The following is a 23,305-nucleotide window of genomic DNA, read 5'->3' on the forward strand; positions in this document are numbered from 1 at the left end:
GAAAGCGATAACGAATGCGGACGGGCGAGGTGAGGCAGCTGAGGCAGGAGGGGCGGGGACGAGCGCGGCGCGTGACCGCGCCCGCCCCGCACAACATCTGCGAGCGATGAAGCCGTGAAGCCTTGATAAAGCCGTGAATCAGCCTTAAGCCGGCTGCGTCACATCGTTCACGTACGTCGCTTTCAGACGTTTTTCCGCTTCAGCGAGATCCTTCGGCGGCTTGGTCGGTTCGATGCCGACCAGACGGGCGATGTTGTTGCCCATGTAGTCCTCGAGCCCGTCTTCATCCAGATTCATGCCTTGCGGCGCGGGACCGCACAGCATTTCCAGCTCGCGCAGCCACATGCCCGGCTCGTTCGGCGGCGAGTCCGTGCCGAACACGATCTTGTTGCGCGGCAACTCGCGAGCGAACTCGACGATGCGCGACTGATAGCACCAGCCCGATTCGCAATACACGTTCGGCGTATCCATCGCCATCCAGAATGCTTCGAACGAGTAATTGCCGCCGGTCTGAATCCCGAAGTGGCCGATGATGAAATTCACCATCGGGAATTCGCGGATGATCGGATAGAACTGCGTTGGAATCGTGTACGGCCCGTCGCCGGTGTGAATCAGCACCACCACGCCAAGCTCCGCGCACTTCTTCATGGCCGGACGCAGCCAGTCGAGCGCGCGATCCGGCCGGTAGCCGTGCATGTTCGCGTGCAGCTTGAGCATCTTGAAGCCGTACTCCTTCACGTGGAATTCGAGTTCGGCCGCGCCGTTCTCCGGACCCCAACGCGGGTTGTACGTGAAGTTGCCGATGAAACGATCCGGGTACTTCTGCGTCAGTTCGGCGATATACGACATGTAGTCGCGAATGCCTTCGCGGCCGCGGCGGTTGCCGTCGCGATAGCCGGTGTTGCCCGGCGGCGGCTGGATAAAGCCCATGTCGATGCGGCGCGGCTTGCCGTTGATGATGTACGGACCGTCCATCATCTTCAGCAGACGTTCGCCGGTGAACGGTTCGCCGGTATGGCGCCACGCCTCGTCGACGAGATTCGTGGGGTGCAGATGGGTATCGATGATCATCAGCGGGCTCCTGCGTAGTCAGCCTGGCCGGCGTGGTGTCGCGCGGCGCCGGCGTGGTGTTTCAGATAGGCTTGGGCTTCCTCGACGCTGCGCGGCGGCGCGCTCGGTTCGAGACCGATCATGCGGGCGAGGTTGTTGCCGAGGTAATCCTCGAGCGTGTCCTCGTCGAGATTCAGTCCTTGCGGCGGCTCGTGGCACAGCACTTCGAGCAGACGCAGCCACATGCCCGGCTCGTTCGGCGGCGTGTCGGAGCCGTAGAGAATCTTGTGCGTGGGCAGTACCTTGGCGAATTCGACGATGCGCGATTGCAGGCACCAGCTCGATTCGCAGTAGACGTTCGGCGTATCCAGCGCCATCTGATACGGCTCGAAGCAATACACGCCACCCGTCTGCACGCCGAAGTGCGCCATGATGAAATTCACCGACGGGAACTCGCGGATCAGCGGATACCACTCGCTCGGAATGCTGTACGGACCGTCGCCGGTGTGCAGCTTCACCAGCAGGCCGAGGTCCGCGCATTTGCGCAGCGCGGGGCGCAGCCAGTCGAGCGCGCGGTCGGGACGGTACGCGTGCATGTTGGCCTGCAGCTGCACCATCTTGAAGCCGTGCTCCTTCGCGTAGAACTCGATCGCCTCGGCGCCGTTCTCGGGACCGCAACGCGGGTTGTAGACGAAGCAGCCGAGCAGACGGTCGGGGTACTTCTGCGTCATCTCGACGGTGTACGCCATGTAGTCGTCGATCGATTCGCGGCCCGAGCGTTCGCCGTCGGTCCACGTATAGATGGTGTTGCCTTGCGGCGGCTGAATGAAGGCCTTGTCGATGCGGCGAGGCTTGCCGTTGATGATGTAGGGGCCGTCCATCACCTCGATCAGACGCTCGCCCGAGAATGGCTCGCCGTCGTGGCGCCACGCGAGGTCGACCAGGTTGGTCGGATAACAGCTGGTGTCGATGATCATGTACTCGATCTCCTTGAGAGGAACTGGCGTATCCAGTTGCCGGATCGCGGGCAGGCGCATCGATGGGACTGCGCCCAGTGGGCTTGCCCATGCGGCCCTTTGCAAGGCACGCGGATTTTTGCGCGCCTTCCCCTCGCCGGCATCGAGTGTCACACTGATGTGCACTGCTGCTTGCGATGCAGTCTCACAAGAGAAAAACGCTCTGTACAATATTTTTTAACCACGATCTTGATACGTTCGCGATATGGACATCCGGTTGTTGCGTTACTTCGCGGTACTGGCCGACGAACTGCATTTCGGCCGCGCAGCCGCGCGGCTGCACATTTCGCAGCCCCCTCTCAGTCAACAGATTCGCATCCTCGAAGAGGAGATGGGCACCGCGTTGTTCGCACGCTCGCAGCACCGTGTCGAACTCACCGAAGCAGGGAAAACACTGAAGGAACAGGTGCCGTTGATCTTCGCGCAGTTCGAACGCGCGATCGATCTGACGCGTTGCGCGGGGCGCGGCGAAGTGGGGAGTCTGGAGATCGGCATCATCAGCTCGGCGATGGTCGAACCGATTCCGCGCGCGCTGCGGGTGTTCGCGGAGCAGCATCCGCAGGTGCGCTGGACGCTGCATGAGATGACCCCGGCCGCGCAGATTCTCGCGCTGAAGGAGCGGCGCCTCGACGTGTGTTTCTTCCGGGTATCGCATGAGGACCCGGAGATACGCAGCGAAGTGGTGATGCGCGAGACCGCGGTGGTCGCGTTGCCGTTGGAACATCGGCTCGCGAAGCGTGACGAACTGTCGTTGCGCGAGCTGGAGCACGAGCGCTTCGTGTCGTTCGGCTTGCGGCAGTCGCAGCTTGCGCGCTTTCTGCAGGACTGCTGCGTGGAGGCAGGGTTTACACCGCGCATCGAGCAGGAAGTGGTCGAGGTCCACACGTTGCTGTGCCTCGTGCGCGAAGGTCTCGGCGTCGCATTGCTGCCTTCGTCGACGCGGCAATTGTCGACCGGCGGCGTGGCGTTCGTGCCGGTGGCCGCGCCGCGTCCCGAGGTGTCGTTGCACGCGCGTTACCGCGCGCAGGCGCCTTCGCCGGTGTTGTCCCTGTTCCTCGATACGGTGCGGGACGTTGCCGCTAGCGTGGGCTGACCGTTTGCGCGACCAGCTCGCGGATCGCGGCGAGCAGCGGCGCCACGCGCTCGGCCTTGTCGCGCGGCCAGACCGCGTACAGGTTGTAATGCGTCGGAATTTCCACCTGCGTGAGTTCGATCAGCGTGCCGGCGCGGATCGCATCGGCGGCGAGCAGGCCGCGCGCCAGACCCGCGCCCACGCCCGCGCTGGCCGCCGCGATCAGCCCGGCGGCGTTGTCGAACACGGCGGTTGCGTCCGGCTCGACGGCGGGCAGATCGGCCGCCGTGAGCCACGGAATCCATGAGCGCTTGGTGTAGCCCAGCAGCGGCAACGCCATCAATTGCGCGGCCGTGAGCGGCGCGTCCAGTCCACGCTCGGCGAGCAGCGACGGCGCGCCGACGGCTGTCAGGCGGTCCGTGCAGATCAACGCGTTTTCGAAGCCGTCCCATTCTCCATACCCATAGCGCAGCGCGATATCCACGCGTTCGAACGCGCTGCGCTCGTGGCGCGGCGTGGACAGCACGGTCAGCGAGGTGTCGCGCAATGCGCCGAGCAGCGCGGGCAGGCGCGCGACCAGCCAGCTTTGCGCGAGCTCGGGATCGACGTCGAGCGTGATCGATTGCTTGACCGTGCGCTCCTTCACCGACGACAACGCGCGATCGATCTGCTCGAAGCCGTCCGCCAGCTGATTGGCGAACAGCACGCCGGCGTCCGTCAACACCACCCGGCCCGCTTCGCGCACGAACAGCGGCTGGCCGACGAACTCCTCGAGCGTACGGATCTGCTGACTGATCGCGCTGTGCGTAAGCGACAACTGCCGTGCCGCGCTCGAAAAACTGCCGATGCGCGCGGCTTGCAGAAAGGCCTGCATCGACTGGATGGACGGATAGCGCTTCAACATGGGTGTTAGCCGGACTTACGGGTGATGGAAGAAATCGTCGCTGGCGCTGGGCTTAACGGCTTTCAATAATGGCCGCAAGTACGCGGCCCCTCTCTCGCACGCCGCGCCTCATAACGACACTGAGGAGACAGCACATGCTGGAGATCGTGGTCAACGATACGCGGCACTCGCTCGACAATGTACCGGAAGACATGCCCCTGTTGTGGGTGCTGCGCGACCGGATCGGCCTGACCGGCACCAAGTTCGGTTGCGGCGGCGGTTTTTGCGGCGCGTGTACGGTCCATCTGGAAGGCGAGGCGGTACGCTCGTGTTTGCTGCCGGCGGTGGCGGTGGCGGGCAAGAACATCACGACGATCGAGGGATTGTCGAAGGATGGCCGGCATCCGCTGCAACTCGCGTGGGTCGCGGAGGACGTGCCGCAATGCGGCTACTGTCAATCCGGCCAGCTGATGCAGGCGGCCGCGTTTCTGAAGGGCAAACCCGCCGTCGACGATCAGAGCATCGCGACGGCGATGTCCGGCAACGTGTGCCGCTGCGGCACCTACGCGCGGATTCGCAAGGCGATCAAGCGCGCGGCCTCGGGCGATCCGACGCTGGCCGACGTGGCGATGCCGGGCTGCACGCGTGAATGCGGGTTGCACGACGCTTCTGGGGTTACCGCGCAGGTCACCACTCAGGTCACCACGCAGGTCACCACTCACGTCAAGTCCGGGGAGGTCTGAATGCGCCGCGACAAACACGTGCTGACGAAGCAACACGAAGTGACCCATGATGCGGCCCACGGCGCAGCGCGCCGGCAATTCATCAAACAGAGTTCGGCCTTGCTGGTCGCTGGCCTCGCGATCGGGTTCCAATTGCCCGAGGCGTTGGCGAAGTCCGCGAATGCGAGCGGCGATCCGCAACCGGTGGCCGGTGAGTTCGAACCGAATGCTTGGGTCCGCGTTCTGCCGGACGACACGATCAAACTCGTGGTCCACAAACACGATTCGGGCACCGGTACGCGCACCGCGTTGGCCGCGGTGGTCGCCGAAGAACTCGACGTCGATCCATTTCGTGTCGAAGTGATCACGCCGGAGAATCCGTTCTTCGGCGATTACATTCATCCGCTGTGGAAGGTGTTTTCGACGGGCGGCAGCACCAGCGTGTCGCTCGAATACGAGCGCTTGCGCCGCGCCGGCGCGACCGCGCGCGCGATGCTGATCGCGGCGGCCGCGCAGCAGTGGAACGTGGCGCCGTCCGCGTTGACGACGGACAGCGGTTTCGTGATCGATCCGGCGAGCGGCAAACGGGCGAACTACGGATCGCTCGCGCGGGTCGCCGCGCAGTTGCCCGCGCCGAAAGATGTCGCGTTGAAAGATCCGGCGCAGTTCAAATACATCGGCAAATTGCGCAAGAAGCGCGGCGCCGCGCAGAAAGCGATGGGCGCGTTTCCCTACAGCCTCGACGTGAAGTTGCCGGGCATGCTGGTGGCGGTGGTCACGCGCGCGCCGGTGGTCGACGCGCGCGTGCGCAGCGTGGACGCGAAAGAGGCGCTGGCCGTGCCCGGCGTGCGCCAGGTCGTGCAGATCCCGGGGCGGCCCGATATTCTCGGCGGCAATCAGGCGGGTGTCGCCGTTCTCGCCGACGACTACTGGTCCGCGCACAAAGGTCAGGCCGCGTTGCATGTGGAGTGGGACGACAGCCCGTTCGAGACCTTCGACAGTTCGACGCTCGCCGCGCGTCAGGCCGCGTGGCTCGACGATCCCGCCGCGCGCGTCGTGCCGACCATTCAGCATGGCGACGGCAACACCGCGTGGCCGAAAGGCGCGCGCGTGATCGGCGCGTCGTATTCGATGCCCTATAAAGCGGCGAATCCGCTCGAACCGATCAACGTGACCGCGTGGGCGAAAGACGGCGGCATCGACTATTGGGGCGGCTTGCAGGTTCCGTCGACCGCGCAGGAAGCGGCCGAGGTGATCGGCGCGATTCCGGCCGATCGCGTCGTGTTGCACGAGCTCGTGTCGGGCGGCAGCTTCGGATCGCGTGAATCGAAGTACTGGCTGTTCGAGGTCACGTGGCTCGCGCTCAAAGTCGGCAAGCCGGTCAAGTTGATGAATAGCCGCGAAGACGAAATGCGCGCGCTGTACTACCACTCGGCGAGTTTTCACCGGGGACGCGCGGTGCTCGATGCGCACGGCAATCTCGCGACGCTGCAGTTGCGCGCGGTGATGCCCGCATCGCCCGAGCAATGGGAGCCGGGTTATTTCGATCGTCCCGACCGGATGGACTACAGCACGACCGAGGCGATCAGCAAATACGAATTCGCCTACGACGCGCCGCATGTCGATATCGGCTGGGTACGTCATGAGACGGGTGTGCCCACCGGCTGGTATCGGGCGGTGAGTTATATCCCGAACGTGTTCGCGGTCGAGTCGTTCATGGATGAAGCCGCGTTTGCGGGCAAGCGCGACCCGGTCGATTTCCGGCTGGCTCATATGAAAGATCCGCGTCATCAGGCGGTGCTGCGCGAGGCGGCGGCACGCGCCGGCTGGGGCAAGCCGTTGCCGCCCGGCACGGCGCTCGGCGTCGCGACGAATCAGGCGTACAGCAGCTATGTGGCGGTGGTGGCGCGCGTGAGTCGCAAGGGCGACGAGGTCGTGATCGACAAGCTGACCTGTGTCGCGGATGTCGGGCTGGCGGTGTCGCCGGGTGGCGTCGAGGAGCAGCTATACGGCGGGCTGATGTGGGGTCTGGGACACGCGACGGCGGACCGCATCGACATCCGGCATGGGCAGGTCGAGCAGAAGAACTTCGATACCTATCGCGTGATGCGGATGACCGATATGCCCGAGGTCGATATCCAGATCGTGCAGGGCGACGTGGCGAAACCCGGCGGCGTGGGGGAGTTGTCGAGTCCTTCGGTTGCGCCGGCGGTGGCGAACGCGGTGTTCCGCTTGACCGGCAAGCGCTTGCGGGATACGCCGTTCGATTTGCAGAAGGTGGGGTGAACGCGCCCGGCCGTCAGCGCGCGACTGTTAGCTGACGGTTGAGGCGATTCAATATAATTCATGCTCCTTTATGTCGATATGAACCTGATGCATGCGTCGGGTACAAGGAGCATCGATGACGTTGGCCCAGTTGCAGGCGCTCGCCGCCGTGGTCGAACTCGGCTCGCTGACGGCCGCGGCCGAACGGCTCAGCCGCAGTCAATCCGCGATCAGTCACGCGTTGACCGAACTCGAAGACATCACGCAGATCAAGCTCCTGCTGCGTGACCGGCAGCCCGTCGTGTTGACGGCCGCCGGCGAGCGGTTATGGCCGTATATCCAGAACGTGACGCGCGAAACGCAGATCCTGCGCCAGCAGATCAGCCTTTCGCGCGGCAAGCTCGAAGGGCGTCTGGTGGTGGGCTCGTTGCCGAGCGTGTCGCTGGCGTTCGTCGCGCCTGCGTTCGAGGAGCTGAAGGCGATGCATCCTGGCGTGTCGGCGGTCTTGCTCGAAGGCACGGACCAGGAAATCGAAACGTGGATCGAGGACGGTACGGTCGACGTGGGCGTCGTCGCGGGCGAGAAGACCTTTGTGAACAACCTGCCTTTGCTCGACGACGATTTTGTGGCGGTCGTGTCGGCGGGCATGTTCGAAGGACGACGGAACGTGTCGGCCAAACAGCTATCCGCGTTTCCGTTCATCTACTCCAAAGCTGGCTGCGGACCGTTGATCGCGGATTATTTCGCCGCGAACGGTGGCCAGTTGCGGCCTGCCTTCAACGTGGTGGAGATGCGCACGATTCTGGCGATGGCGGAGGCAGGCATGGGCGTTTCGATCGTGCCGCGCGTCACGCTCACCTACACGCCGTTCGGTGGCCGCGTGCTGGACTTGTCGCCGAAGCTGCACCGGTCCGTGCGGCTGTCGTGGACCACGAACGGGCACGCGGTGCTCGACGAGTTCGTCCGGCTTGTCACGGCGAAACGTGCTGGCGGCGGCAAGGCGCGCAAAACACCGGTGAGGAAGAAGCAATAAGCGATCGCCGGTCGTGATGAAAGGCGCTCATGGGGACGATGCAGATTATTCACGCTGGCCCAGCAGAATATGCAATACATTGATCCCCTTGAGTTTAAGCCGACCTCATTCACCGCCTGCAAGGAATCCGCTGTGCCCGCCCTGAACACGCTGCTTGGTTTCGCCTTCCTGTCACTCGGCATGGTCCTCACGCCTGGTCCGAACATGATCTATCTGATTTCACGCTCGATCTGCCAGGGCCGGCGCGCGGGATTGATCTCGCTCGGGGGCGTGGCGCTCGGCTTCGTGTTCTACATGTTCTGCGCGGCATTCGGCATTACCGCGCTTTTGCTGACCGTGCCGTATGCGTACGACACGTTGCGCTTCTGCGGTGCGCTGTATCTGCTGTACCTTGCGTGGCAGGCGGTGAAGCCCGGCGGGCACTCGGCGTTTCAGGTCCGGCAATTGCCGCACAACCCTCGCAAACTCTTCGCAATGGGGTTCGTCACCAATCTCGCCAATCCGAAAATCGCGGTCATGTACCTGTCGTTATTGCCGCAGTTCATTTCGCCGGCGCACGGGAGTGTGCTCGCGCAATCGTTGGTATTGGGCTGCGTGCAGATCGCGGTGAGCGTCACCGTGAATGCGCTGATCGCGAGCATGGCGGGATCGATCGCCGTCTTTCTCGCTGGCCGGCCGGTTTGGGCGCGGGTTCAGCGCTGGCTGATGGGAACGGTGCTGGCGGGTTTGGCCGTGCGTATCGCGCTGGAATCGCCGCGTTAGAAGTCTCACCGGACACGGATGCAGAAGGGCCATGCATTTCATGCCGTGCAGCCGGCGCCCTGCCGGATAGCCGACACGATCAACGCTTCGAAGACATCGGCTTGGCCGGCCGGCAGAACAGGCCGCAGTGTATCGCGACGCTTTTCCGCGCCGAACAAACGCTCGACGATCCAGCCGACCAGATAAAGCGCGGCCAGACAGCCGCCCGCTGTTGCGACATTGCCGTGGTACATGAACGGCCGGTCGTCCGGCAACACGCCCGACGCGCGCAAAGCCTCGCGCGCTTCCGGATGCGTGGCAGCCCGGCCCTCGGGCAACAAACCCAAACGCGCGAGAATAAAAGCGCCGGCGCAAATCGAGCCGATCAACTGCCGCGCTGGGTCCAGCCGGAACGCGCTCATGAACTCGCTATCCGCGATCGCGGCGGGCACCCCTTCCTTGCCGCTCGAAAACAGGACGACGTCGGCCTGATTCGCTTCGTCGAGCGAACCGTGGGTATCGATCAGCAGACCATGCGCCGAGCGAAGCGTGCCGCTTTTTCCGAGGATCTGAACTTGCCAATCTTGCCGGTTGCGGGCAAGAATGTCCCACATCAGAAACAGGTCGATGTCGGTCAATGCATCGAAGGCAATCAGCGCAATTTTTTTCATGAGCGGCTCCGTGTGTCCGTGGCAATGACCATGCAGGACAGGCGATATCAATGAAGCCGCAGTCTAGCGAGACAGGCTCGACCATACACAGCCTGTACGTTTTCAGGAACCGAATAATGCTAACGCGTGACGATTGGATTACCGCCGGGTTCGATGCATTGGATCGTGAAGGTTATGCGGGCGTTTCCGTCGAACGCCTGGCGAGGCGGTTGAATGTGACGCGCGGTTCGTTCTATCACCATTTCCGTGGACGCGACGATTTGGTCCGGGCCATCCTGACGCAATGGGAGTCCGACTACACCGAGCGGATGCTCGCTTACGCGGGGCAGGGATCGAGTCTCGAAGATGTGCTGACACGGTATCTCGAAGTGGCATCGGCAAAACAGCCTTCGAGAGAAGTCGCGATCCGCGCATGGGCGGATCGGGATCCGCTGGTCGCGCAGTACCAGCGGCGAGTCGACAGCACGCGGCTCGACTTCGCGATTTCGGCATGCCGCACGCGGGTCGATCCATCGGTCGATGCGGACCTGCTCGGCCATCTCGCGCATCTTTGTCTGATTGGCGGCCAGCAATCCGGGGACCGGAAGCGAGGCGGCGCCTTTGCTCATCTCGCTCAGCATGCACTGGCGCTGTTGAGCACCAGTGCGTTGTCGAGCCGGAAGTAGCGCTAGAAATCAAAACGGCCTGAAGGCGGCGGATGCAAACAGGCCGTGACGCGCTTACTGCTTCACCAGCTTCACGATCGTCAACGTGTCGTTCACGTCCTCGATTCGGACCTTCACGTTGTCGCCCTCCTTCACGTCCTTCAGCATGGCTGCATCTTTTGCCTTGAAGGCCATCGTCATGGCGGGCATGCCGACGTTGGTCAGCGCGCCGTGTTTGAGCATGATCATGCCGCTCGACGGATCGACGCGTTTCACCACGGCGTCGGTCAGGCCGTTCGTCGCGGGCGCGGACGCGTCGGCGTGGCTCATCGTGTTGCCGGTCATTTTCATGCCCGGCATGTCGTCGGCGAACGCCACGGTGCTTGCAGCAGCGGCCGCTGCAAAAATGGCGGACAGAACAATCGTTTTCATTGCGGTGTTTCTCCAGAGTGAGATTGCGGCACGGTCGTGCCGCCAGGGAAGGACGGCACTTGAGTACCGGCGGATACGACTTGAGTGACGTGAGCGGCGCGCGCGGTCTGCGCTTCCGGCGTAACCGGGCCGCGTGCGAGACGCCGCCGCTGCAGCAGAAGCCACGCGGCGGGAATGACGAACATGGACAGCAGCGGCGCGGTGATCATGCCGCCGACCATCGGCGCGGCAATGCGCTGCATCACCTCGGAACCGGCGCCGTGTCCGACCATGATCGGCACGAGGCCGGCGAGCACGACCGCGACCGTCATGGCCTTGGGCCGCACGCGCAGCACGGCGCCTTCGCGGATCGCATCCGCCAGCGTCGTGTCGTCGAACGGCTGGCCTGCGTTCAACCGGCGGTTCAACGCTTCCTTCAGGTACAGCAGCATGACCACGCCGAACTCGGCGGCCACGCCCGCGAGCGCGATAAACCCCACCGATGTCGCCACGGAGACGGCATGGCCCAGCGCCCAGATCAGCCAGAATCCGCCGATCAGCGCAAACGGCACGGTCGACATCAATAGCAAGGCATCGGCGGCGGAGTTGAAGGTCAGGAACAGCAGCACGAAGATGACCACCAGCGTGACGGGAATCACCGTACGCAGCGTGGCGGCCGCGCGCTCCAGATATTCGAACTGGCCGGACCACGCGATCGAATAACCCGGCGGCAGGACGACATTGCGGGCCACGGCCTGCTGCATCGCCTTCACGGCGGACGCCAGATCCACATCGCGAATGTCGATATAGACATAGCCGGCAAGCCGCGCGTTTTCACTGCGGATCATCGGCGGCCCATCGGCAATCGCGAGTCGCGCGACGTCGCCGAGCGTGATCTGCGCGCCGCGTGCGGTGACGATGGGCAATGCGCGCAGCTTGTCGAGCGAGTCGCGGATTTCGCGCGGGTAGCGGATATTGATCGGAAAGCGCTCGCGTCCCGCGATCACTTCGCCCACGTCGTCGCCCCCCACCGCCGACGACACCACCGCCTGAATATCCGCGACCGCGAGCCCGTAACGCGCGGCGGCGGCCCGATCGATATCGACGTCGATGTAACGGCCGCCGTTCAGCCGCTCGGCGAGCGCCGACGTGACGCCCGGCACATCCTTCACCGCCGCCTCGACTTGCGCGGCGACGCGATCGATCTGGGTCAGATCGGCGCCGGAGATCTTCACGCCGACCGGCGTCTTGATGCCCGTGGACAGCATGTCGAGCCGGTTGCGGATGGGTGGCACCCACACGTTCGAGAGGCCCGGCACCTTGACCGTTCTGTCGAGTTCATCGACGAGTTTTTCCGGCGTCATCCCCGGCCGCCATTGGCTGCGAGGTTTGAACCGAATCGTCGTTTCGAACATCTCGAGCGGCGCCGGGTCGGTCGCGCTGTCGGCGCGCCCCGATTTGCCGAACACGGTTGCGACTTCGGGCACGGTCTTGATGAGCCGGTCGGTCTGCTGGAGCAATTCGCCGGCTTTGTCGGCGGAAATGCCGGGCAGCGCGGTCGGCATGTACAGCAGATCGCCTTCGTCGAGCGGCGGCATGAATTCGCCGCCAAGCCGCGAGAGCGGAATCGCCGTCAGCGCAAGCGCGACCACGGCCATGCCGATGACGACCCATGGCCGCCGCAACGCGCGTTCGAGTAACGGCCGATACAGCGCGATCAACGCACGGTTGAGCGGATTGGCGGACTCGGGGGGAATCCGTCCGCGTATCAGATAGCCCATCAACACCGGCACGAGCGTGACGGATAGGACTGCGGCGGCGGCGATCGTGTAGGTCTTCGTGAACGCGAGCGGCGCGAACAGTTTGCCTTCCTGTCCCTCCAGCGAGAACACCGGTATGAACGACAGCGTGATGATCAGCAGCGAAAAGAACAGCGCCGGTCCGACTTCCGCCGCCGACGCGGCGACGACCTCCCAGCGCCACGCGTTCGTCAGCGGCGTATCGGGATGTCGATGTTCATACGCTTCCAGATGCTTGTGCGCGTTCTCGATCATCACGATGGCCGCGTCGATCATCGCGCCGATCGCGATCGCGATGCCGCCGAGCGACATCAGGTTCGCGTTGACGCCCTGGTAGCGCATCACGATAAACGCGGCCAGCACGCCGAGCGGCAACGAGAGAATCGCGACGAACGCACTACGCAGATGAAACAGGAACACCGCACAGACCAGGCCGACGATGACGAACTCTTCGATCAGCTTGTCCTTCAGGTTGTCCACCGCGCGTTCGATCAACTGCGAGCGGTCGTACGTGGTGACGATATCGACGCCGGGCGGCAGCGAGCGTTTCAGATCGGCGAGTTTCGCCTTGACCGCCTCGATGGTGGTCAGCGCATTCTTGCCCGAGCGCATCACGACCACGCCGCCGGCCACTTCGCCCTGTCCGTCGAGTTCCGCGAGCCCGCGCCGCATTTGCGGCCCGATCTGGATGCGCGCAACGTCGCCGAGCAGGACGGGCGTGCCGATGTCGTCGGTACGCAGCACGACGCGGCGGAAATCGTCGAGCGAATGTAGATAGCCCGACGCGCGCACCATGTACTCCGATTCCGCCAGCTCGACGACCGAGCCGCCCGATTCCTGATTGTTCCGGGCAAGCGCTTCGGCGACCTGAGCCTGCGTGACGTTGTACGCGCGCAGCTTGTCCGGATCGAGCACGACCTGGTATTGCCGCACCATGCCGCCGATACTCGCCACTTCCGACACGTCGGGCACGGCCTTCAGCTCGAACTTCAGGAACCAGTCGTTCAGTGCGCGCAATTGTCCGAGGTCGTGACGGCCGGTTCGATCGACCAGCGCGTACTCGTAGACCCAGCCGACACCGGTCGCGTCCGGGCCCAACGAGAGCGTTGCGCCTGCCGGCAGGCGGCTTTGCACCTGGCTCATGTATTCGAGCACCCGCGAGCGAGCCCAGTACGGATCGGTCCTGTCGTCGAACAGCACATAGACGAACGCGTCGCCGAACGACGAATACGCGCGCACGGTTTTTGCGCCGGGCACGCCGAGCAGGGTCGTCGTGAGCGGGTACGTCACCTGATCTTCGACGACTTGCGGCGCTTGGCCGGGATACGACGCCTTGATGATGACTTGCGTATCCGACAGGTCGGGCAGCGCGTCGAGCGGCGTTTCGCGCAGTGCGTGCACGCCCCAGGCGGCGATGGCGGCGGTCGCCAGCAGGACGAGAAAGCGGTTCTGGATGGACCAGCGAATCAGGCGCGCGATCATCGGGCGTCTCCCGCGAGCCGGGGCAGCACTGACTTCAGGCTGGCCTCCGAGTCGATCAGGAACTGACCCGACGCGACGACCGTATCGCCGTCGTCGAGACCGTCGAGGATCTCGGTTTCGTTACCGATCTCGCCGCCGGGCGTGACTTCGACCGGTCGCAGGCCGCCGGCACTGTTTTTGACGATCACCAGCGAGCGCCTGCCTGTCGTGATCACCGCCTCGGACGGCGCGAGCAAACGCGACACGGCTTTTGCGCTGCTGATGCGCACACGCATCAACATGCCGGGCGTCAGTTGCGCATTCGTGTTGTCGATGTCGAGCCGCGCTTGCAGCGTGCGGCTCGTCGCGCCGATACCTGGCAGGATCTCGCGGATATGGCCGGTGAAGTGCCGCGCCGGATCGCCGCTGAACGTGGCGTCGACGTTCATGCCGGGACGCACGTCGAGCGCGAGCGTTTCGGGAATCTCGACGATCAGCCACAGCTTCGCGAGGGCCGCCACTTTGGCTAGCGTTTGACCCGGCGTCACCATCGCGCCGTCGCGCACGTTCAATTCGCTGATCACGCCCGTCTGCGGCGATGCCAGCTCGAGATGCGTTTGCGCGACGCCGGTACGCTCGAGGCTGGCGATGAACGCGTCCGGAATCGACATCGCCCGCATGCGCGCGCGGGCCGCGTCGAGCAAGGTAGGGTCCATGCCGCCGCGTTTGAGCGCCAGATATTCTTCCTGCGGCGCCAGCCAGTCGGGGACGAAGAGCGAAGCGATCGGCGCGCCTTTCGCGATGCGTTGCAGCGGTGCACTCGCATAGAGATGATCGATGTAGCCGGTCACGCGCGATTGCACGACGTGAGTCTGCGATTCGTCGAACTGCGTGGTGCCGACGGCATCGAAGCTTTGCGTGGTGTCGCGGCGGTGCACGGTCGCGAAACGAATGCCGAGGTTTTGTTGTAGCGCCGCGTCGACGTGGATGCCGGCGTTGGCGTTGCCGTTGTCATCGCCATCTTCTGCATAGACGGGTTGAAGTTGCATGTCCATGAATGGCGATTTGCCGGGCTTGTCGAAGTGCTGGTTCGGCACCATCGGGTCGTGCCAATAGAGCACTTTGCGGGCTTTGCTCGAGCTATTGCCGCGTGGACTTGTGTCGCCGGTCGAGACCTCTGCGCCGGTTTTCATCGAAGCCGGGTTAGAAACCGTCGCCGCAACGTGCCGGCCGCCGGCGACATAACCCGCCCCTGACAAAGCCGCACCGGCAAACACCAGGGCAATCGCCCGCACGAGTCGTTTTCTGTTCATCGTTTCCTCACTCACTGGCGATCATGTCGGACGGCAGGATCTGAAATTCGAGCGCTGCCCAGACCAGCGACACCTGGCGCTGCAGATTCAGCACCTGAAGCTGCATTTCGAGTTGCGTGTGCCGTGCTTCGAATGCGTCGGCGAGTGTCCCCGCGCCGGACCGGTAGGCCGCGTTGGCGAGTTGCACTTTCTGTTCGGCGGCGGGCAGCACGGTTTGCCGCAGATTGGCCAGCCGTGCGCGGCCGTTGGCGAGCTTCGTCGCGAGGCTCTGGATGTTCGCTGTCACCTGGCGTTCGGTGTCTTCGTAGTTGAGCCGCGCCTGCGTGCCCATTTCCGATTTCTGTTCGACGTCGCGATCCTCGATATTTTTCCGGTTGAGCGGCAATGGAATCGATACGCCGAAGGACACGTAGTCGGCGTAGTTGCCGCCGCGTTTGAAATAGGTGAGGCCCCAGGTCCAGTTCGGATTCCGGTCGCTGCGTGCGACGTCGGTGGCCGCATCGGCGACGGACATCGCCGCGTGCGCAGCCGCGAGCAGCGGTTGAACTTGCGCGAGTTCGCCGGCGCTCAGGTTCGGCACCTGCGAGTCGAGCGGCGGCGGTTCGTCGGCGACTTGCAGCACGTTGCCGGACGCGGTCCAGCGCGACAGGTCGATCAGCGCGGACTGCCGCTCCTGCTGCGCGTCGAGCAGCGCGTCGCGTGCATTGCCGAGCGTGAGACGCGCCTGGGCGATGTCCGGCGACGCGCCCTGCGCCGCGCGATAACTCGCCTGACGCGCGGCGAGTTCGGCGCCCAGATGATCGACCAGCGCCTGATTCAATGCGACGGCGCGCGTGGCGTAGACCGCGTTGAGCCAGGCCATCGCGGTCTGTTGCCGGACGTCGGCGAGCTTCACGAGATACGCGGACCGGTCCTGATCGACGCTACGTTGAGCGAGTGCGGTGCGTAGACGGCGCTTGGACGGCGACACCCATTCCTGTTCGATACCGATGCCGCGCATCGTGAAATCGTCCTGACCGATGGTGAACGCGCGAGCGCCGTTGATCGGCAGATCCTCGACGCTGAGCTTCAGGTTTGGGTTGGGTAGCTGGCCGGCCTTGCCGACGATCGCGGCGTCGCCGCGTACGGCGGCTTGCGAAGCCTGCAACGATGACGTGCGGCTCTGCGCGATTTGCAGTGCTTCGTCCAATGTCATGCCGGTGCCGTGCGCAGATTGCGTGGACTGTGCGGACGCGCTGGAGGTGGCCAGCATGAAGCAGGCCGCGAGCGTGACGAGACGCGGCGGCCGCCGCCGGTCGCCCGGCGGAAGAGGTGGGAAAAACATGTCGACCCCGAATGGTCGAGCCGATCCGCGTCCGCTTTAGCGTGGACGTGGCAGCTCATGTCCTGGTGCAGGACAAACGTCACCGCGCAACGGCGGTGTACCGGAAGATCGGAGTATTAGAGGGTGCGTGGAGGCCGCCAGAGCCCGTCCGGCGCGCGGATGGGAAGCGACTGTGCGTAGTGGAAGACAACCCGGCTATGCGGCGCCGCCGGACGGCTGACGCTTGCCGTCGTGCCGGGGTAGTAGAGACTGCCGAACTGGCATTGCGCCGTCATCTTGCAGAGCGTGGCCTTGGCCTTGCCGTGTGTCTTGCCCTCCGGCGAGGCCTTCATCGAATCGCAACCCGGCATGGCCGCGGACATGCCGGCGTCGTCCTGCATGGCCATGCTTTGCTGCATCGGACAGTCGCCGAGCAAGCCGCTTGCCGCCAGCCCACTGATGGGCAGCATCGCGCACAGCAATAGCAGGAGAAGGGTTCGAAAGAGTTTCATGGCCGTCTTGCAAGTCGCGCCATTCTAGCGGAATTGCGGTGACGCGTGAGCGTGCGAAATAACGGTTACCGGATAGGTCGCGCTTGAGTTTCAGCCTTGATTCCAGCTGCGGTTCGAGTGCAGCCTCAACGCGACCGATGCCCCAGCGCATTCATCGCCGCGTGCACGATGTGATCGCGCCATTCGCGTTTGCGGTCCACGCGCACCGCCTGCATCGCCGTCATGCCGAGCCCGCAGAATGCGCTCGTCACCCGAACCACGCGTTCCTCGGTCATCGCGGTCAGGTCGATGCCCAGCGCCGCGTAAAGAATCAGACCGACCTCGACGAGTTGCGGGTCGCCGTCCGGTTCGCTGTCGGCAATGCGGTTCGACAGCGCGGAGATGCCCGGCCAGTCGTAGGTGAACTGCACCATGTCTTCGACCACCGCCCGGTCGCGCTTGATGCCGACCGGCAATGACTCGACGTTCGCGCGCAGCGATTGCATATGTTCTCGCACGGTCTCGAGCGCGGCCGCGTAGATGGCGAGTTTGCTGGGGAAGTGATGCAGCAGGCCGGCCTTTGAGTAATTGACGGCATCGGCGATCTGCTGCAGCGACGTGTGTTCGAACCCATGTCGGGCGAACAGTGCGGCGGCGCGGTCGATGATGTCGGCGGTGATTTCTGTCTTGGTCGGCTTGGGCATGCGGTCAGGAACTGAGGAACAAAGGCATCAGGTACACGGATTCTATAACTTCATAGATCGCCGCGACCAGAAGCACCAGCGCGATGAGCACATAGAGCCGCGCTGTCGAGATGGCGCCCGCCTTGTAGCCGGCTAGATGCGAATCGCGCCGGTAATGACGTGGCCAGAGAAACTTGCGTGCCTGCACATAAGCCGCCAGGGCGGCGAGCACATACGCCTCGCCCTCGATCAGCAAGGTCAGCGAGTGCGGAATCAACGTCATGCGCAACGGACCGATCGGCGCGAACGTCACGCCCCACTGAAACGCCCGATACAACTGCACGAAGATGCCGGCGAACGGCACCACGAACGACGGCAACGTCGTCATGCCGAACGACGCCACCACCAGATTGACGAGAAACGTCAGCGTGATAGCGGGCAGCAACTCGCGATGCACGTAAGCATCCGCCACCGTTTTGAACAGCCCGGGTTTGGCGTAGCCCTGATCGATGGAGGACTGGAATGTGGTCTTCAATTCCGGATGATGCAGCGTGACGATCATGCTGATCACAGCAAGCCCGAAGTACGCCACGTTGAGCGCGATGAACGCACCTTTGTGCCGTTTGATGATTGCGAAAGCGTCGAGTAGAAGATGGTTCAGCACGCCATTCCTTCGTTCTGTGAGGGAGTGATTGAGCAGACGCCGCTTCGTGTGGGCGAAACGGTGTCTGCCGGATGGCGCTGATTATAGACCGAATTGGTCGGTTATCTACCAAAATGGTCGGCAAAATATCCGAAGCTAAAAACGAAGGCGCTGGGCGCTAACCCATCGAGCGTTGCGTGCCATGTCGCTGTCCGCTCGTTCTGAAGTACGGCAGCGCGAACATGTAGAGGCCGGTGAAAAGCAGAAGGAAGAGCGGCAGCAGCGGCGCATAGGTAATCCACGCCGGCGCCCGTCCGTGTCCGAAACCCATCGCCACGAAGTTCGCGATGACCGTCAGCGTGAAAACGATGGACACCCACCGATGAAACTGTCGAATCCATCCGCTCGCATTCAAGCGTGTGTTCATGTCGAACTCCTCGGCGACTGAATCATCTTCCAGCCGTTACCCGCCGGATCGCGAAAGCCCGCATCCACGCTGCCGTATCGCTCCATGGGCTCCTGCGTGAACTCCACGCCGGCGGCCTTCAGCGTGTCGTAAGTCGCGCGGCAATCGTCCACCGACAGTACCAGCGGCGGCATCGCGCCTTTCGCGACCATCGCGCGCAGCGTTTGCGCGGTGGCTTCGTCGTGAATCGGCGGGCCGGGTGCGAACAGGCCGAGCTGGAACGACGGTTGATCCGGATGCTGGACCGTGAGCCAACGGTAGGTGCCGTTGCGCACGTCGGTATGAACACGGAAGCCCAGCTTGTCGACATAGAACGACAGCGCTTCGTCCTGGTTGTCGACGTACAGACCCACAACATTGATACCCTGGTTCATGACTTCTCCTTGGTTGATGGCGGGACTGTAGCGTCGGCCGCGCGGCGGCGCTTCTCCAAAACTGCGATGTTGAGATCGGGCCGCTGCGCCGCCTTCAGCACGCAGGCCGGTACGCGGTCCAGTTCGGGGATGTCGGCCCGCAGCGACGTGCGCATGGCGCCGGGGCTCTGGCCCGTGATGTCGCGAAAGATCCGGCCGAAGGTGCCCAGGCTTTCCCAGCCGGTGGCGAAGGCGATGTCCGTGATGGCGAGATCGGTGTCGCGCAGCAACGTGGTGGCTTGCTCGATGCGCCGCGTCAGCAGATAGCGATGCGGCGGCAAACCGAATGCCTGTTTGAACGAGCGCGCGAAATGCGCTTCCGATACGCCGCTCACCTCGGCTAGACGTTTGACCGGCCAGGACTCGTGCGACGCGGCGTCGATCCGGTCCTTCGCGCGCAGCAGACGGCGCAGCAGGGCGGGGTCTTGCAACGCGTCGGCGGTGGCGGTCGCGGAGGACGAGGAACGTAGCGGAATGCCGCGGTCTTTGGGTGCGCGCATCGGGTGGGAAAAAGCCGGAAGAGGATGCGCGTAGTGTAGGCGCAATCATTTGGGGTTCCGGAATCGCACCTTTCAAAAACCTGTAAATAGTTGCCTGAATCAGGCGACTCCATTCAAAGCGGATAGAGTGGCGGCGCGATCTTGCGGTAATGGTTTCCGGCGCATAGGATTGCCGAAAGTCGATTCGAACATTTAATAAATGACGCCCCGGGAGACGACGTAATGAGAGAACGCGACCCCTGCCCGCAATCGCTTCAAACAGTCTGCCCGGGTTGAAAACTTAGCGTTGAGTTGAGACCTCGCCGCGCCGATGTCGCGCGGCGCATCAATCTACACGAATGCCATTACCGTGATGCAACCGGTATGTAACCGGCTTGCCTGGTCGCGGCCGTCCGTCGAACGAATACACAAGCGTTTCGCATAAGGAAGCAAGAAATCGAGGAATCGAATAACCATTAATCCAAAGGGGGGCTCCATGGCTTTCGATATACCGGTGACACGCCGCACTTTCCTCAAGGTGATGGGAAGCGGCGCGGTCGTGGCAATTTCAATCAGCAGTTTGCCGGCGGCAATACTCAGTTCGTCGATGCAGACCGAACCCGACGATGGACCCGCGTGGGCACCGGAGCCGGGCAAGGCGCGCTGGCGCATCGACGGTATTCCCAAGGTGACGGGCCAGAAGATCTATGCGCGCGATTTCAAGGCGAGCGATTTCGTCGGCTGGCCGAAGCAGGAGAACTGGCTGTATGCGTTGCGTTGCGGAAGAGTCGATCGCCTCTATGAGGGCTACGACCTGAGCATGCTGCCGCGTGAACTGCAGCCCATTGCGATCGTCGATAACGACGCGCTGCTCGCGCGCAACATTGCGCTGGCGCCCGAGCCGGACCCGATCGCGAGTCAGGATATCTATTGGCTCGCACGCAAAGGGTATCCGGCGGATTGCTACGGCCAGCCCGCGGCGATGCTGATTTTCCAGAACTTCGACGTCTATCGCCGCGCGCGCAAGCTGCTGGAATTCAACGATCAGACGATCCGCTACGGTGCGGCGGTGGACCCGGCCGCCCGCGCCGCGCCGGTCGCGTTCTCGCCGAAAACGACCTACGTGCGCGACGACGAAAAGAACTTCAGCTACGTTCAGGATTACCAGACCGACGGCAAGGGCAACCCCACACCCGAGTACTTGAAGGCACTGGCCGAAGCGAGCGGCAACATCGACGCGACAATCGAGGCCCACGAAAAGCAGGGCACCTGGTTTAAAGCGGGCGCCGCGGATAACCAGGGTTTCGTCACGCCCGCGATCGACCCGGTGTTCATGGAGCCGGAGTCGGGCCTTGCGTGGTACGACGCGAGTGCGGGGCAACTACGTCTGGTGCTCGGCACGCAATCCGCGAGCGAGGACGCGGGCAGCGCCGCCGCGTTGTTCTCGAAGAGCGCGGTGACGATCAACGGCGTGCACATTGTCGCGTGCTATCCGGGCGGCGGATTCGGCGGTCGCGACCGCTCGTATTTTCCACTCTACCTGGCGCTCGCCGCGCCCTTTGCGAAAGGCGCGCTGCGCTGGCAACAGTCGCGCTACGAGCAGTTTCAGGTCGGTCTCAAACGCTGCGAGACGCAGTTCAGCGAGTCGCTATGGTTCGATCGTCAGGGCAAGATCCAGGCGCTCAAATGCAACTTCACGATGAACGGCGGCGGCAAGAAGAACCTGTCGCCCTACGTTGCCCAGCTCGCGTCGCTCAGTGCGATGAGTTGCTACGAGATCACGCGCGCGAGCACGACGGCCGAATCACTGTACACGCCGGAAGTGTTCGGCGGCTCGCAGCGCGGCTTCGGCGGTCCGCAGGCGTTCATGGCCATCGAGACCTTGATGGACGAAGCGGCCGTCGAACTCGGCATGTCGCCGTTCGCGATCCGTCGAACCAATCTGCTCGGCAACGCGCCTTCGCTCGGTAGAGGACGCGCGATCACCGGCGCGCCAATCCTGTTCGATCTGCAACTGACGAGCGTGCTCGATCGTCTCGAAGAGCATGCGATCTGGCAGACGCGCGATGCGACACGCGCCGAACGCGAGGCCAAGGGACTGAAATACGGCGTGGGTCTCGCGATGGCGAACGAAGCATTCGGCACATCGGGCGACGGCATGTACGGCATGGTGCAGATTCTGCCGGACGACAGTCTCCGCGTGATGACGACGTACACCGACATGGGCAACGGTGCGGCGACGTCGCTCGGACTCGCGCCGTCCGACTACCTCGGGCAGAACGCGCGGACCATCGCGATGAGCGTGTTCGAGCCGTTCCAGGCATTGGGGCTGAACGGCACGTCGAATCCAACGAAGCCCACCGATGTGCGGTTCACGTCCGGTTCATCCAGCGCCTGTCTCGGCGCGTTCCATCAGTACCACGCCGTGAAGGGCGCGGCGCAGGCGTTGCTGTTGCAGAGCGTGCTGCCCGCCGCGTGGTCGCTGTGGCACGCGAACGTGAGCGCCGCCGACGTCAAATGGGTCGACGGTGCGCTCACCGTGCGAGGCGGCGGCAAGCCGCTGCCGTGGCGCGATCTGGTGCAACGGCTGCGCAGCATGAATCTGCCGACCGTCGCCGCCGTGCATGCCAGTTACGCGGGTTCGTTCTGGACCGGCACGTATCCGTTCACGAGCGGCGCGACCGATATCGAGTACGACTACGTCGCGGTTGGGATGACGCCGGACAACCTGACGCCGTTGCAACGAGACCTGCATCAGCCCGTGATCGACGGAACGAAGTTTCAGCGGACCACGTATGCGCCGTCGGCGGCGCTTGTCGCGCTGGCCATCGATCCGTCCAATGGCCGGGTGAAGGTCGAGCACGTGGTGTCGTCGGTGAGCGTGGGGCGGCAGATCTGTCCGGAGCTGGTCGAGGGGCAGTCGCAGGGCGCGGTTGCGATGGGTATCGGCAACGTGCTGACTGAAACCTGTCCGCTCGGCAACGAAGGGCCGGGCGGTGGCCGATGGAATCTGGACCGCTACCAGATCACGCGCCTCACCGACATTCCCGTGCAGACGCTGATCGCGCTACCGCCGCCGAACGATGATCCGGGCAACGCGCGCGGCATTGCCGAGGCGGTGATGTGCCCAATCGCGCCGGCTTTACTCAACGCACTCGCGATGGCGACCGGCCATCGCTTCAGGGAAACACCGGTGACGCCGGATCAGATTCGGGGGGTACTGCAATGAGCGGCACGATTCGTTTGACCATCAATGGCGAGACCGTCGACGTGCAACCCGGCGACGCCGATATGAACCTGATCGACTATCTGCACGAGCGGCGCGATCTCACCGGCACCAAGCTGTGTTGCGGCATCGGCGTGTGCCGTGCGTGCACCGTTTGCACGCGCAATCTACTCGATTCGCCGATGGAAAAAACGCTTGCCTGCTCGACGCCGGTCAGCGCGATGCGGGGCATGCATGTCTATACCGTCGAAGGACTGATGCAGGACGGCAAACTGTCGCCGTTGCAGCAGAGCTTTCTCGAATCGTTTGCGTTTCAGTGCGGGTACTGTGCGTCCGGTTTTCTGATGGCGGCGACCGCGATGCTCGATCATCTGCGCGCGCATCCCATCGATTCGGCGCAACTCGATGAAACGATCGAGACGTGGGTGGGCGGCAATCTGTGCCGCTGTACGGGCTACGTCAAATACATCGAAGCGATCCGCAAGATCGCGACGCCCTACACACGCAACGGAGCATGATC

Annotated in this window: 20 protein-coding genes and 2 pseudogenes; 8 read left to right on the forward strand and 14 right to left on the reverse strand. The window is 63.7% G+C overall.

Annotated elements, in window-relative coordinates; genetic code table 11:
- Positions 1-144: 144 nt before the first annotated feature.
- Entirely contained in the window at positions 145-1,071 is a 927-nt protein-coding gene (locus tag LFL96_RS28140; RefSeq protein ID WP_012428924.1) for an amidohydrolase family protein, read from the reverse strand.
- A complete protein-coding gene (locus LFL96_RS28145) occupies positions 1,071-2,027 on the reverse strand; it encodes an amidohydrolase family protein (RefSeq protein WP_281001172.1) in 957 nt (318 codons plus the stop codon). Before LFL96_RS28145 ends, LFL96_RS28140 begins: the two co-directional genes overlap by 1 nt.
- Before the next feature lie 244 nt (positions 2,028-2,271).
- Here LFL96_RS28145 and LFL96_RS28150 point away from each other — a divergent pair, with 244 nt between their 5' ends.
- Positions 2,272-3,159, forward strand: coding sequence for a LysR substrate-binding domain-containing protein (locus LFL96_RS28150; RefSeq protein ID WP_281001173.1), 888 nt, complete (start codon positions 2,272-2,274; stop codon positions 3,157-3,159).
- On the opposite strand, the gene LFL96_RS28155 is transcribed toward LFL96_RS28150, so the two are convergent.
- The gene (locus LFL96_RS28155) at positions 3,146-4,042 is read right to left on the reverse strand and encodes a LysR substrate-binding domain-containing protein (RefSeq protein ID WP_281001174.1); all 897 of its coding nucleotides are present in this window, start codon (positions 4,040-4,042) and stop codon (positions 3,146-3,148) included. The genes LFL96_RS28150 and LFL96_RS28155 overlap by 14 nt on opposite strands.
- Positions 4,043-4,176: 134 nt before the next feature.
- On the opposite strand from LFL96_RS28155, the pseudogene LFL96_RS28160 reads away from it, so the two are divergent.
- The 4 genes and pseudogenes from LFL96_RS28160 to LFL96_RS28175 all read left to right on the forward strand — a co-directional run.
- Positions 4,177-4,650: pseudogene (locus LFL96_RS28160) on the forward strand ((2Fe-2S)-binding protein); the annotation flags it as partial.
- Positions 4,651-4,764: 114 nt separating this feature from the next.
- The gene (locus LFL96_RS28165) at positions 4,765-7,029 is read left to right on the forward strand and encodes a molybdopterin cofactor-binding domain-containing protein (protein ID WP_281001175.1); all 2,265 of its coding nucleotides are present in this window, start codon (positions 4,765-4,767) and stop codon (positions 7,027-7,029) included.
- A 115-nt stretch (positions 7,030-7,144) separates the two neighbouring features.
- Positions 7,145-8,041, forward strand: coding sequence for a LysR family transcriptional regulator (locus LFL96_RS28170; RefSeq protein ID WP_281001176.1), 897 nt, complete (start codon positions 7,145-7,147; stop codon positions 8,039-8,041).
- Between the two features lie 132 nt (positions 8,042-8,173).
- A complete protein-coding gene (locus LFL96_RS28175) occupies positions 8,174-8,803 on the forward strand; it encodes a LysE family translocator (RefSeq protein ID WP_281001177.1) in 630 nt (209 codons plus the stop codon).
- Between the two features lie 38 nt (positions 8,804-8,841).
- On the opposite strand, the gene LFL96_RS28180 is transcribed toward LFL96_RS28175, so the two are convergent.
- The gene (locus LFL96_RS28180; RefSeq protein WP_281001178.1) at positions 8,842-9,453 is read right to left on the reverse strand and encodes a DJ-1/PfpI family protein; all 612 of its coding nucleotides are present in this window, start codon (positions 9,451-9,453) and stop codon (positions 8,842-8,844) included.
- A gap of 116 nt (positions 9,454-9,569) precedes the next feature.
- Here LFL96_RS28180 and LFL96_RS28185 point away from each other — a divergent pair, with 116 nt between their 5' ends.
- On the forward strand, positions 9,570-10,118 hold the full coding sequence (locus tag LFL96_RS28185; RefSeq protein WP_281003881.1) for a TetR/AcrR family transcriptional regulator: 549 nt from the start codon (positions 9,570-9,572) through the stop codon (positions 10,116-10,118).
- 54 nt (positions 10,119-10,172) lie between these two features.
- On the opposite strand, the gene LFL96_RS28190 is transcribed toward LFL96_RS28185, so the two are convergent.
- The 10 genes and pseudogenes from LFL96_RS28190 to LFL96_RS28235 all read right to left on the reverse strand — a co-directional run bounded on the left by LFL96_RS28190 (position 10,173) and on the right by LFL96_RS28235 (position 19,580).
- A complete protein-coding gene (locus LFL96_RS28190; protein ID WP_281001179.1) occupies positions 10,173-10,529 on the reverse strand; it encodes a copper-binding protein in 357 nt (118 codons plus the stop codon).
- Positions 10,526-13,789, reverse strand: coding sequence for an efflux RND transporter permease subunit (locus LFL96_RS28195; RefSeq protein WP_281001180.1), 3,264 nt, complete (start codon positions 13,787-13,789; stop codon positions 10,526-10,528). The genes LFL96_RS28190 and LFL96_RS28195 overlap by 4 nt, the downstream gene beginning before the upstream one ends.
- Positions 13,790-13,797: 8 nt before the next feature.
- Positions 13,798-15,081: pseudogene (locus LFL96_RS28200) on the reverse strand (efflux RND transporter periplasmic adaptor subunit); the annotation flags it as partial.
- 7 nt (positions 15,082-15,088) lie between these two features.
- Positions 15,089-16,405: a TolC family protein gene (locus tag LFL96_RS28205; RefSeq protein ID WP_281001181.1), complete on the reverse strand. Its 1,317-nt coding sequence runs from the start codon at positions 16,403-16,405 to the stop codon at positions 15,089-15,091.
- Between the two features lie 116 nt (positions 16,406-16,521).
- Complete coding sequence (locus LFL96_RS28210) at positions 16,522-16,896, reverse strand: hypothetical protein (protein WP_281001182.1); 375 nt, start codon at positions 16,894-16,896, stop codon at positions 16,522-16,524.
- A gap of 125 nt (positions 16,897-17,021) precedes the next feature.
- Positions 17,022-17,579 (reverse strand): TetR/AcrR family transcriptional regulator, encoded by a 558-nt coding sequence (locus LFL96_RS28215; protein WP_281001183.1) that lies wholly within the window; start codon positions 17,577-17,579, stop codon positions 17,022-17,024.
- A gap of 4 nt (positions 17,580-17,583) precedes the next feature.
- Positions 17,584-18,222: a hypothetical protein gene (locus tag LFL96_RS28220; RefSeq protein WP_281001184.1), complete on the reverse strand. Its 639-nt coding sequence runs from the start codon at positions 18,220-18,222 to the stop codon at positions 17,584-17,586.
- Positions 18,223-18,379: 157 nt separating this feature from the next.
- Positions 18,380-18,628: a hypothetical protein gene (locus LFL96_RS28225; protein ID WP_281001185.1), complete on the reverse strand. Its 249-nt coding sequence runs from the start codon at positions 18,626-18,628 to the stop codon at positions 18,380-18,382.
- The gene (locus LFL96_RS28230; RefSeq protein WP_281001186.1) at positions 18,625-19,041 is read right to left on the reverse strand and encodes a VOC family protein; all 417 of its coding nucleotides are present in this window, start codon (positions 19,039-19,041) and stop codon (positions 18,625-18,627) included. Before LFL96_RS28230 ends, LFL96_RS28225 begins: the two co-directional genes overlap by 4 nt.
- Positions 19,038-19,580 (reverse strand): AraC family transcriptional regulator, encoded by a 543-nt coding sequence (locus LFL96_RS28235; RefSeq protein WP_281001187.1) that lies wholly within the window; start codon positions 19,578-19,580, stop codon positions 19,038-19,040. The genes LFL96_RS28230 and LFL96_RS28235 overlap by 4 nt, the downstream gene beginning before the upstream one ends.
- A 475-nt stretch (positions 19,581-20,055) precedes the next feature.
- On the opposite strand from LFL96_RS28235, the gene LFL96_RS28240 reads away from it, so the two are divergent.
- Both LFL96_RS28240 and LFL96_RS28245 read left to right on the forward strand, forming a co-directional pair.
- Complete coding sequence (locus tag LFL96_RS28240) at positions 20,056-22,788, forward strand: molybdopterin cofactor-binding domain-containing protein (RefSeq protein ID WP_281001188.1); 2,733 nt, start codon at positions 20,056-20,058, stop codon at positions 22,786-22,788.
- Positions 22,785-23,303: a 2Fe-2S iron-sulfur cluster-binding protein gene (locus LFL96_RS28245; protein WP_281001189.1), complete on the forward strand. Its 519-nt coding sequence runs from the start codon at positions 22,785-22,787 to the stop codon at positions 23,301-23,303. The genes LFL96_RS28240 and LFL96_RS28245 overlap by 4 nt, the downstream gene beginning before the upstream one ends.
- Positions 23,304-23,305 lie beyond the last annotated feature (2 nt).

It is taken from the genome of Paraburkholderia sp. D15 (assembly GCF_029910215.1).
Classification (GTDB): domain Bacteria; phylum Pseudomonadota; class Gammaproteobacteria; order Burkholderiales; family Burkholderiaceae; genus Paraburkholderia.

What these genes read in the sequence shown, in the direction of transcription:
- LFL96_RS28140 (WP_012428924.1), bottom strand. Translation starts at nt 1,071, where the DNA reads ATGATCATCGATACCCATCTGCACCCCACGAATCTCGTCGACGAGGCG.
- LFL96_RS28145 (WP_281001172.1), bottom strand. Translation starts at nt 2,027, where the DNA reads ATGATCATCGACACCAGCTGTTATCCGACCAACCTGGTCGACCTCGCG.
- LFL96_RS28185 (WP_281003881.1), top strand. Translation starts at nt 9,570, where the DNA reads ATGCTAACGCGTGACGATTGGATTACCGCCGGGTTCGATGCATTGGAT.
- LFL96_RS28235 (WP_281001187.1), bottom strand. Translation starts at nt 19,580, where the DNA reads ATGCGCGCACCCAAAGACCGCGGCATTCCGCTACGTTCCTCGTCCTCC.
- LFL96_RS28230 (WP_281001186.1), bottom strand. Translation starts at nt 19,041, where the DNA reads ATGAACCAGGGTATCAATGTTGTGGGTCTGTACGTCGACAACCAGGAC.
- LFL96_RS28245 (WP_281001189.1), top strand. Translation starts at nt 22,785, where the DNA reads ATGAGCGGCACGATTCGTTTGACCATCAATGGCGAGACCGTCGACGTG.
- LFL96_RS28225 (WP_281001185.1), bottom strand. Translation starts at nt 18,628, where the DNA reads ATGAACACACGCTTGAATGCGAGCGGATGGATTCGACAGTTTCATCGG.
- LFL96_RS28155 (WP_281001174.1), bottom strand. Translation starts at nt 4,042, where the DNA reads ATGTTGAAGCGCTATCCGTCCATCCAGTCGATGCAGGCCTTTCTGCAA.
- LFL96_RS28190 (WP_281001179.1), bottom strand. Translation starts at nt 10,529, where the DNA reads ATGAAAACGATTGTTCTGTCCGCCATTTTTGCAGCGGCCGCTGCTGCA.
- LFL96_RS28215 (WP_281001183.1), bottom strand. Translation starts at nt 17,579, where the DNA reads ATGCCCAAGCCGACCAAGACAGAAATCACCGCCGACATCATCGACCGC.
- LFL96_RS28205 (WP_281001181.1), bottom strand. Translation starts at nt 16,405, where the DNA reads ATGTTTTTCCCACCTCTTCCGCCGGGCGACCGGCGGCGGCCGCCGCGT.
- LFL96_RS28165 (WP_281001175.1), top strand. Translation starts at nt 4,765, where the DNA reads ATGCGCCGCGACAAACACGTGCTGACGAAGCAACACGAAGTGACCCAT.
- LFL96_RS28170 (WP_281001176.1), top strand. Translation starts at nt 7,145, where the DNA reads ATGACGTTGGCCCAGTTGCAGGCGCTCGCCGCCGTGGTCGAACTCGGC.
- LFL96_RS28180 (WP_281001178.1), bottom strand. Translation starts at nt 9,453, where the DNA reads ATGAAAAAAATTGCGCTGATTGCCTTCGATGCATTGACCGACATCGAC.
- LFL96_RS28240 (WP_281001188.1), top strand. Translation starts at nt 20,056, where the DNA reads ATGGCTTTCGATATACCGGTGACACGCCGCACTTTCCTCAAGGTGATG.
- LFL96_RS28150 (WP_281001173.1), top strand. Translation starts at nt 2,272, where the DNA reads ATGGACATCCGGTTGTTGCGTTACTTCGCGGTACTGGCCGACGAACTG.
- LFL96_RS28210 (WP_281001182.1), bottom strand. Translation starts at nt 16,896, where the DNA reads ATGAAACTCTTTCGAACCCTTCTCCTGCTATTGCTGTGCGCGATGCTG.
- LFL96_RS28195 (WP_281001180.1), bottom strand. Translation starts at nt 13,789, where the DNA reads ATGATCGCGCGCCTGATTCGCTGGTCCATCCAGAACCGCTTTCTCGTC.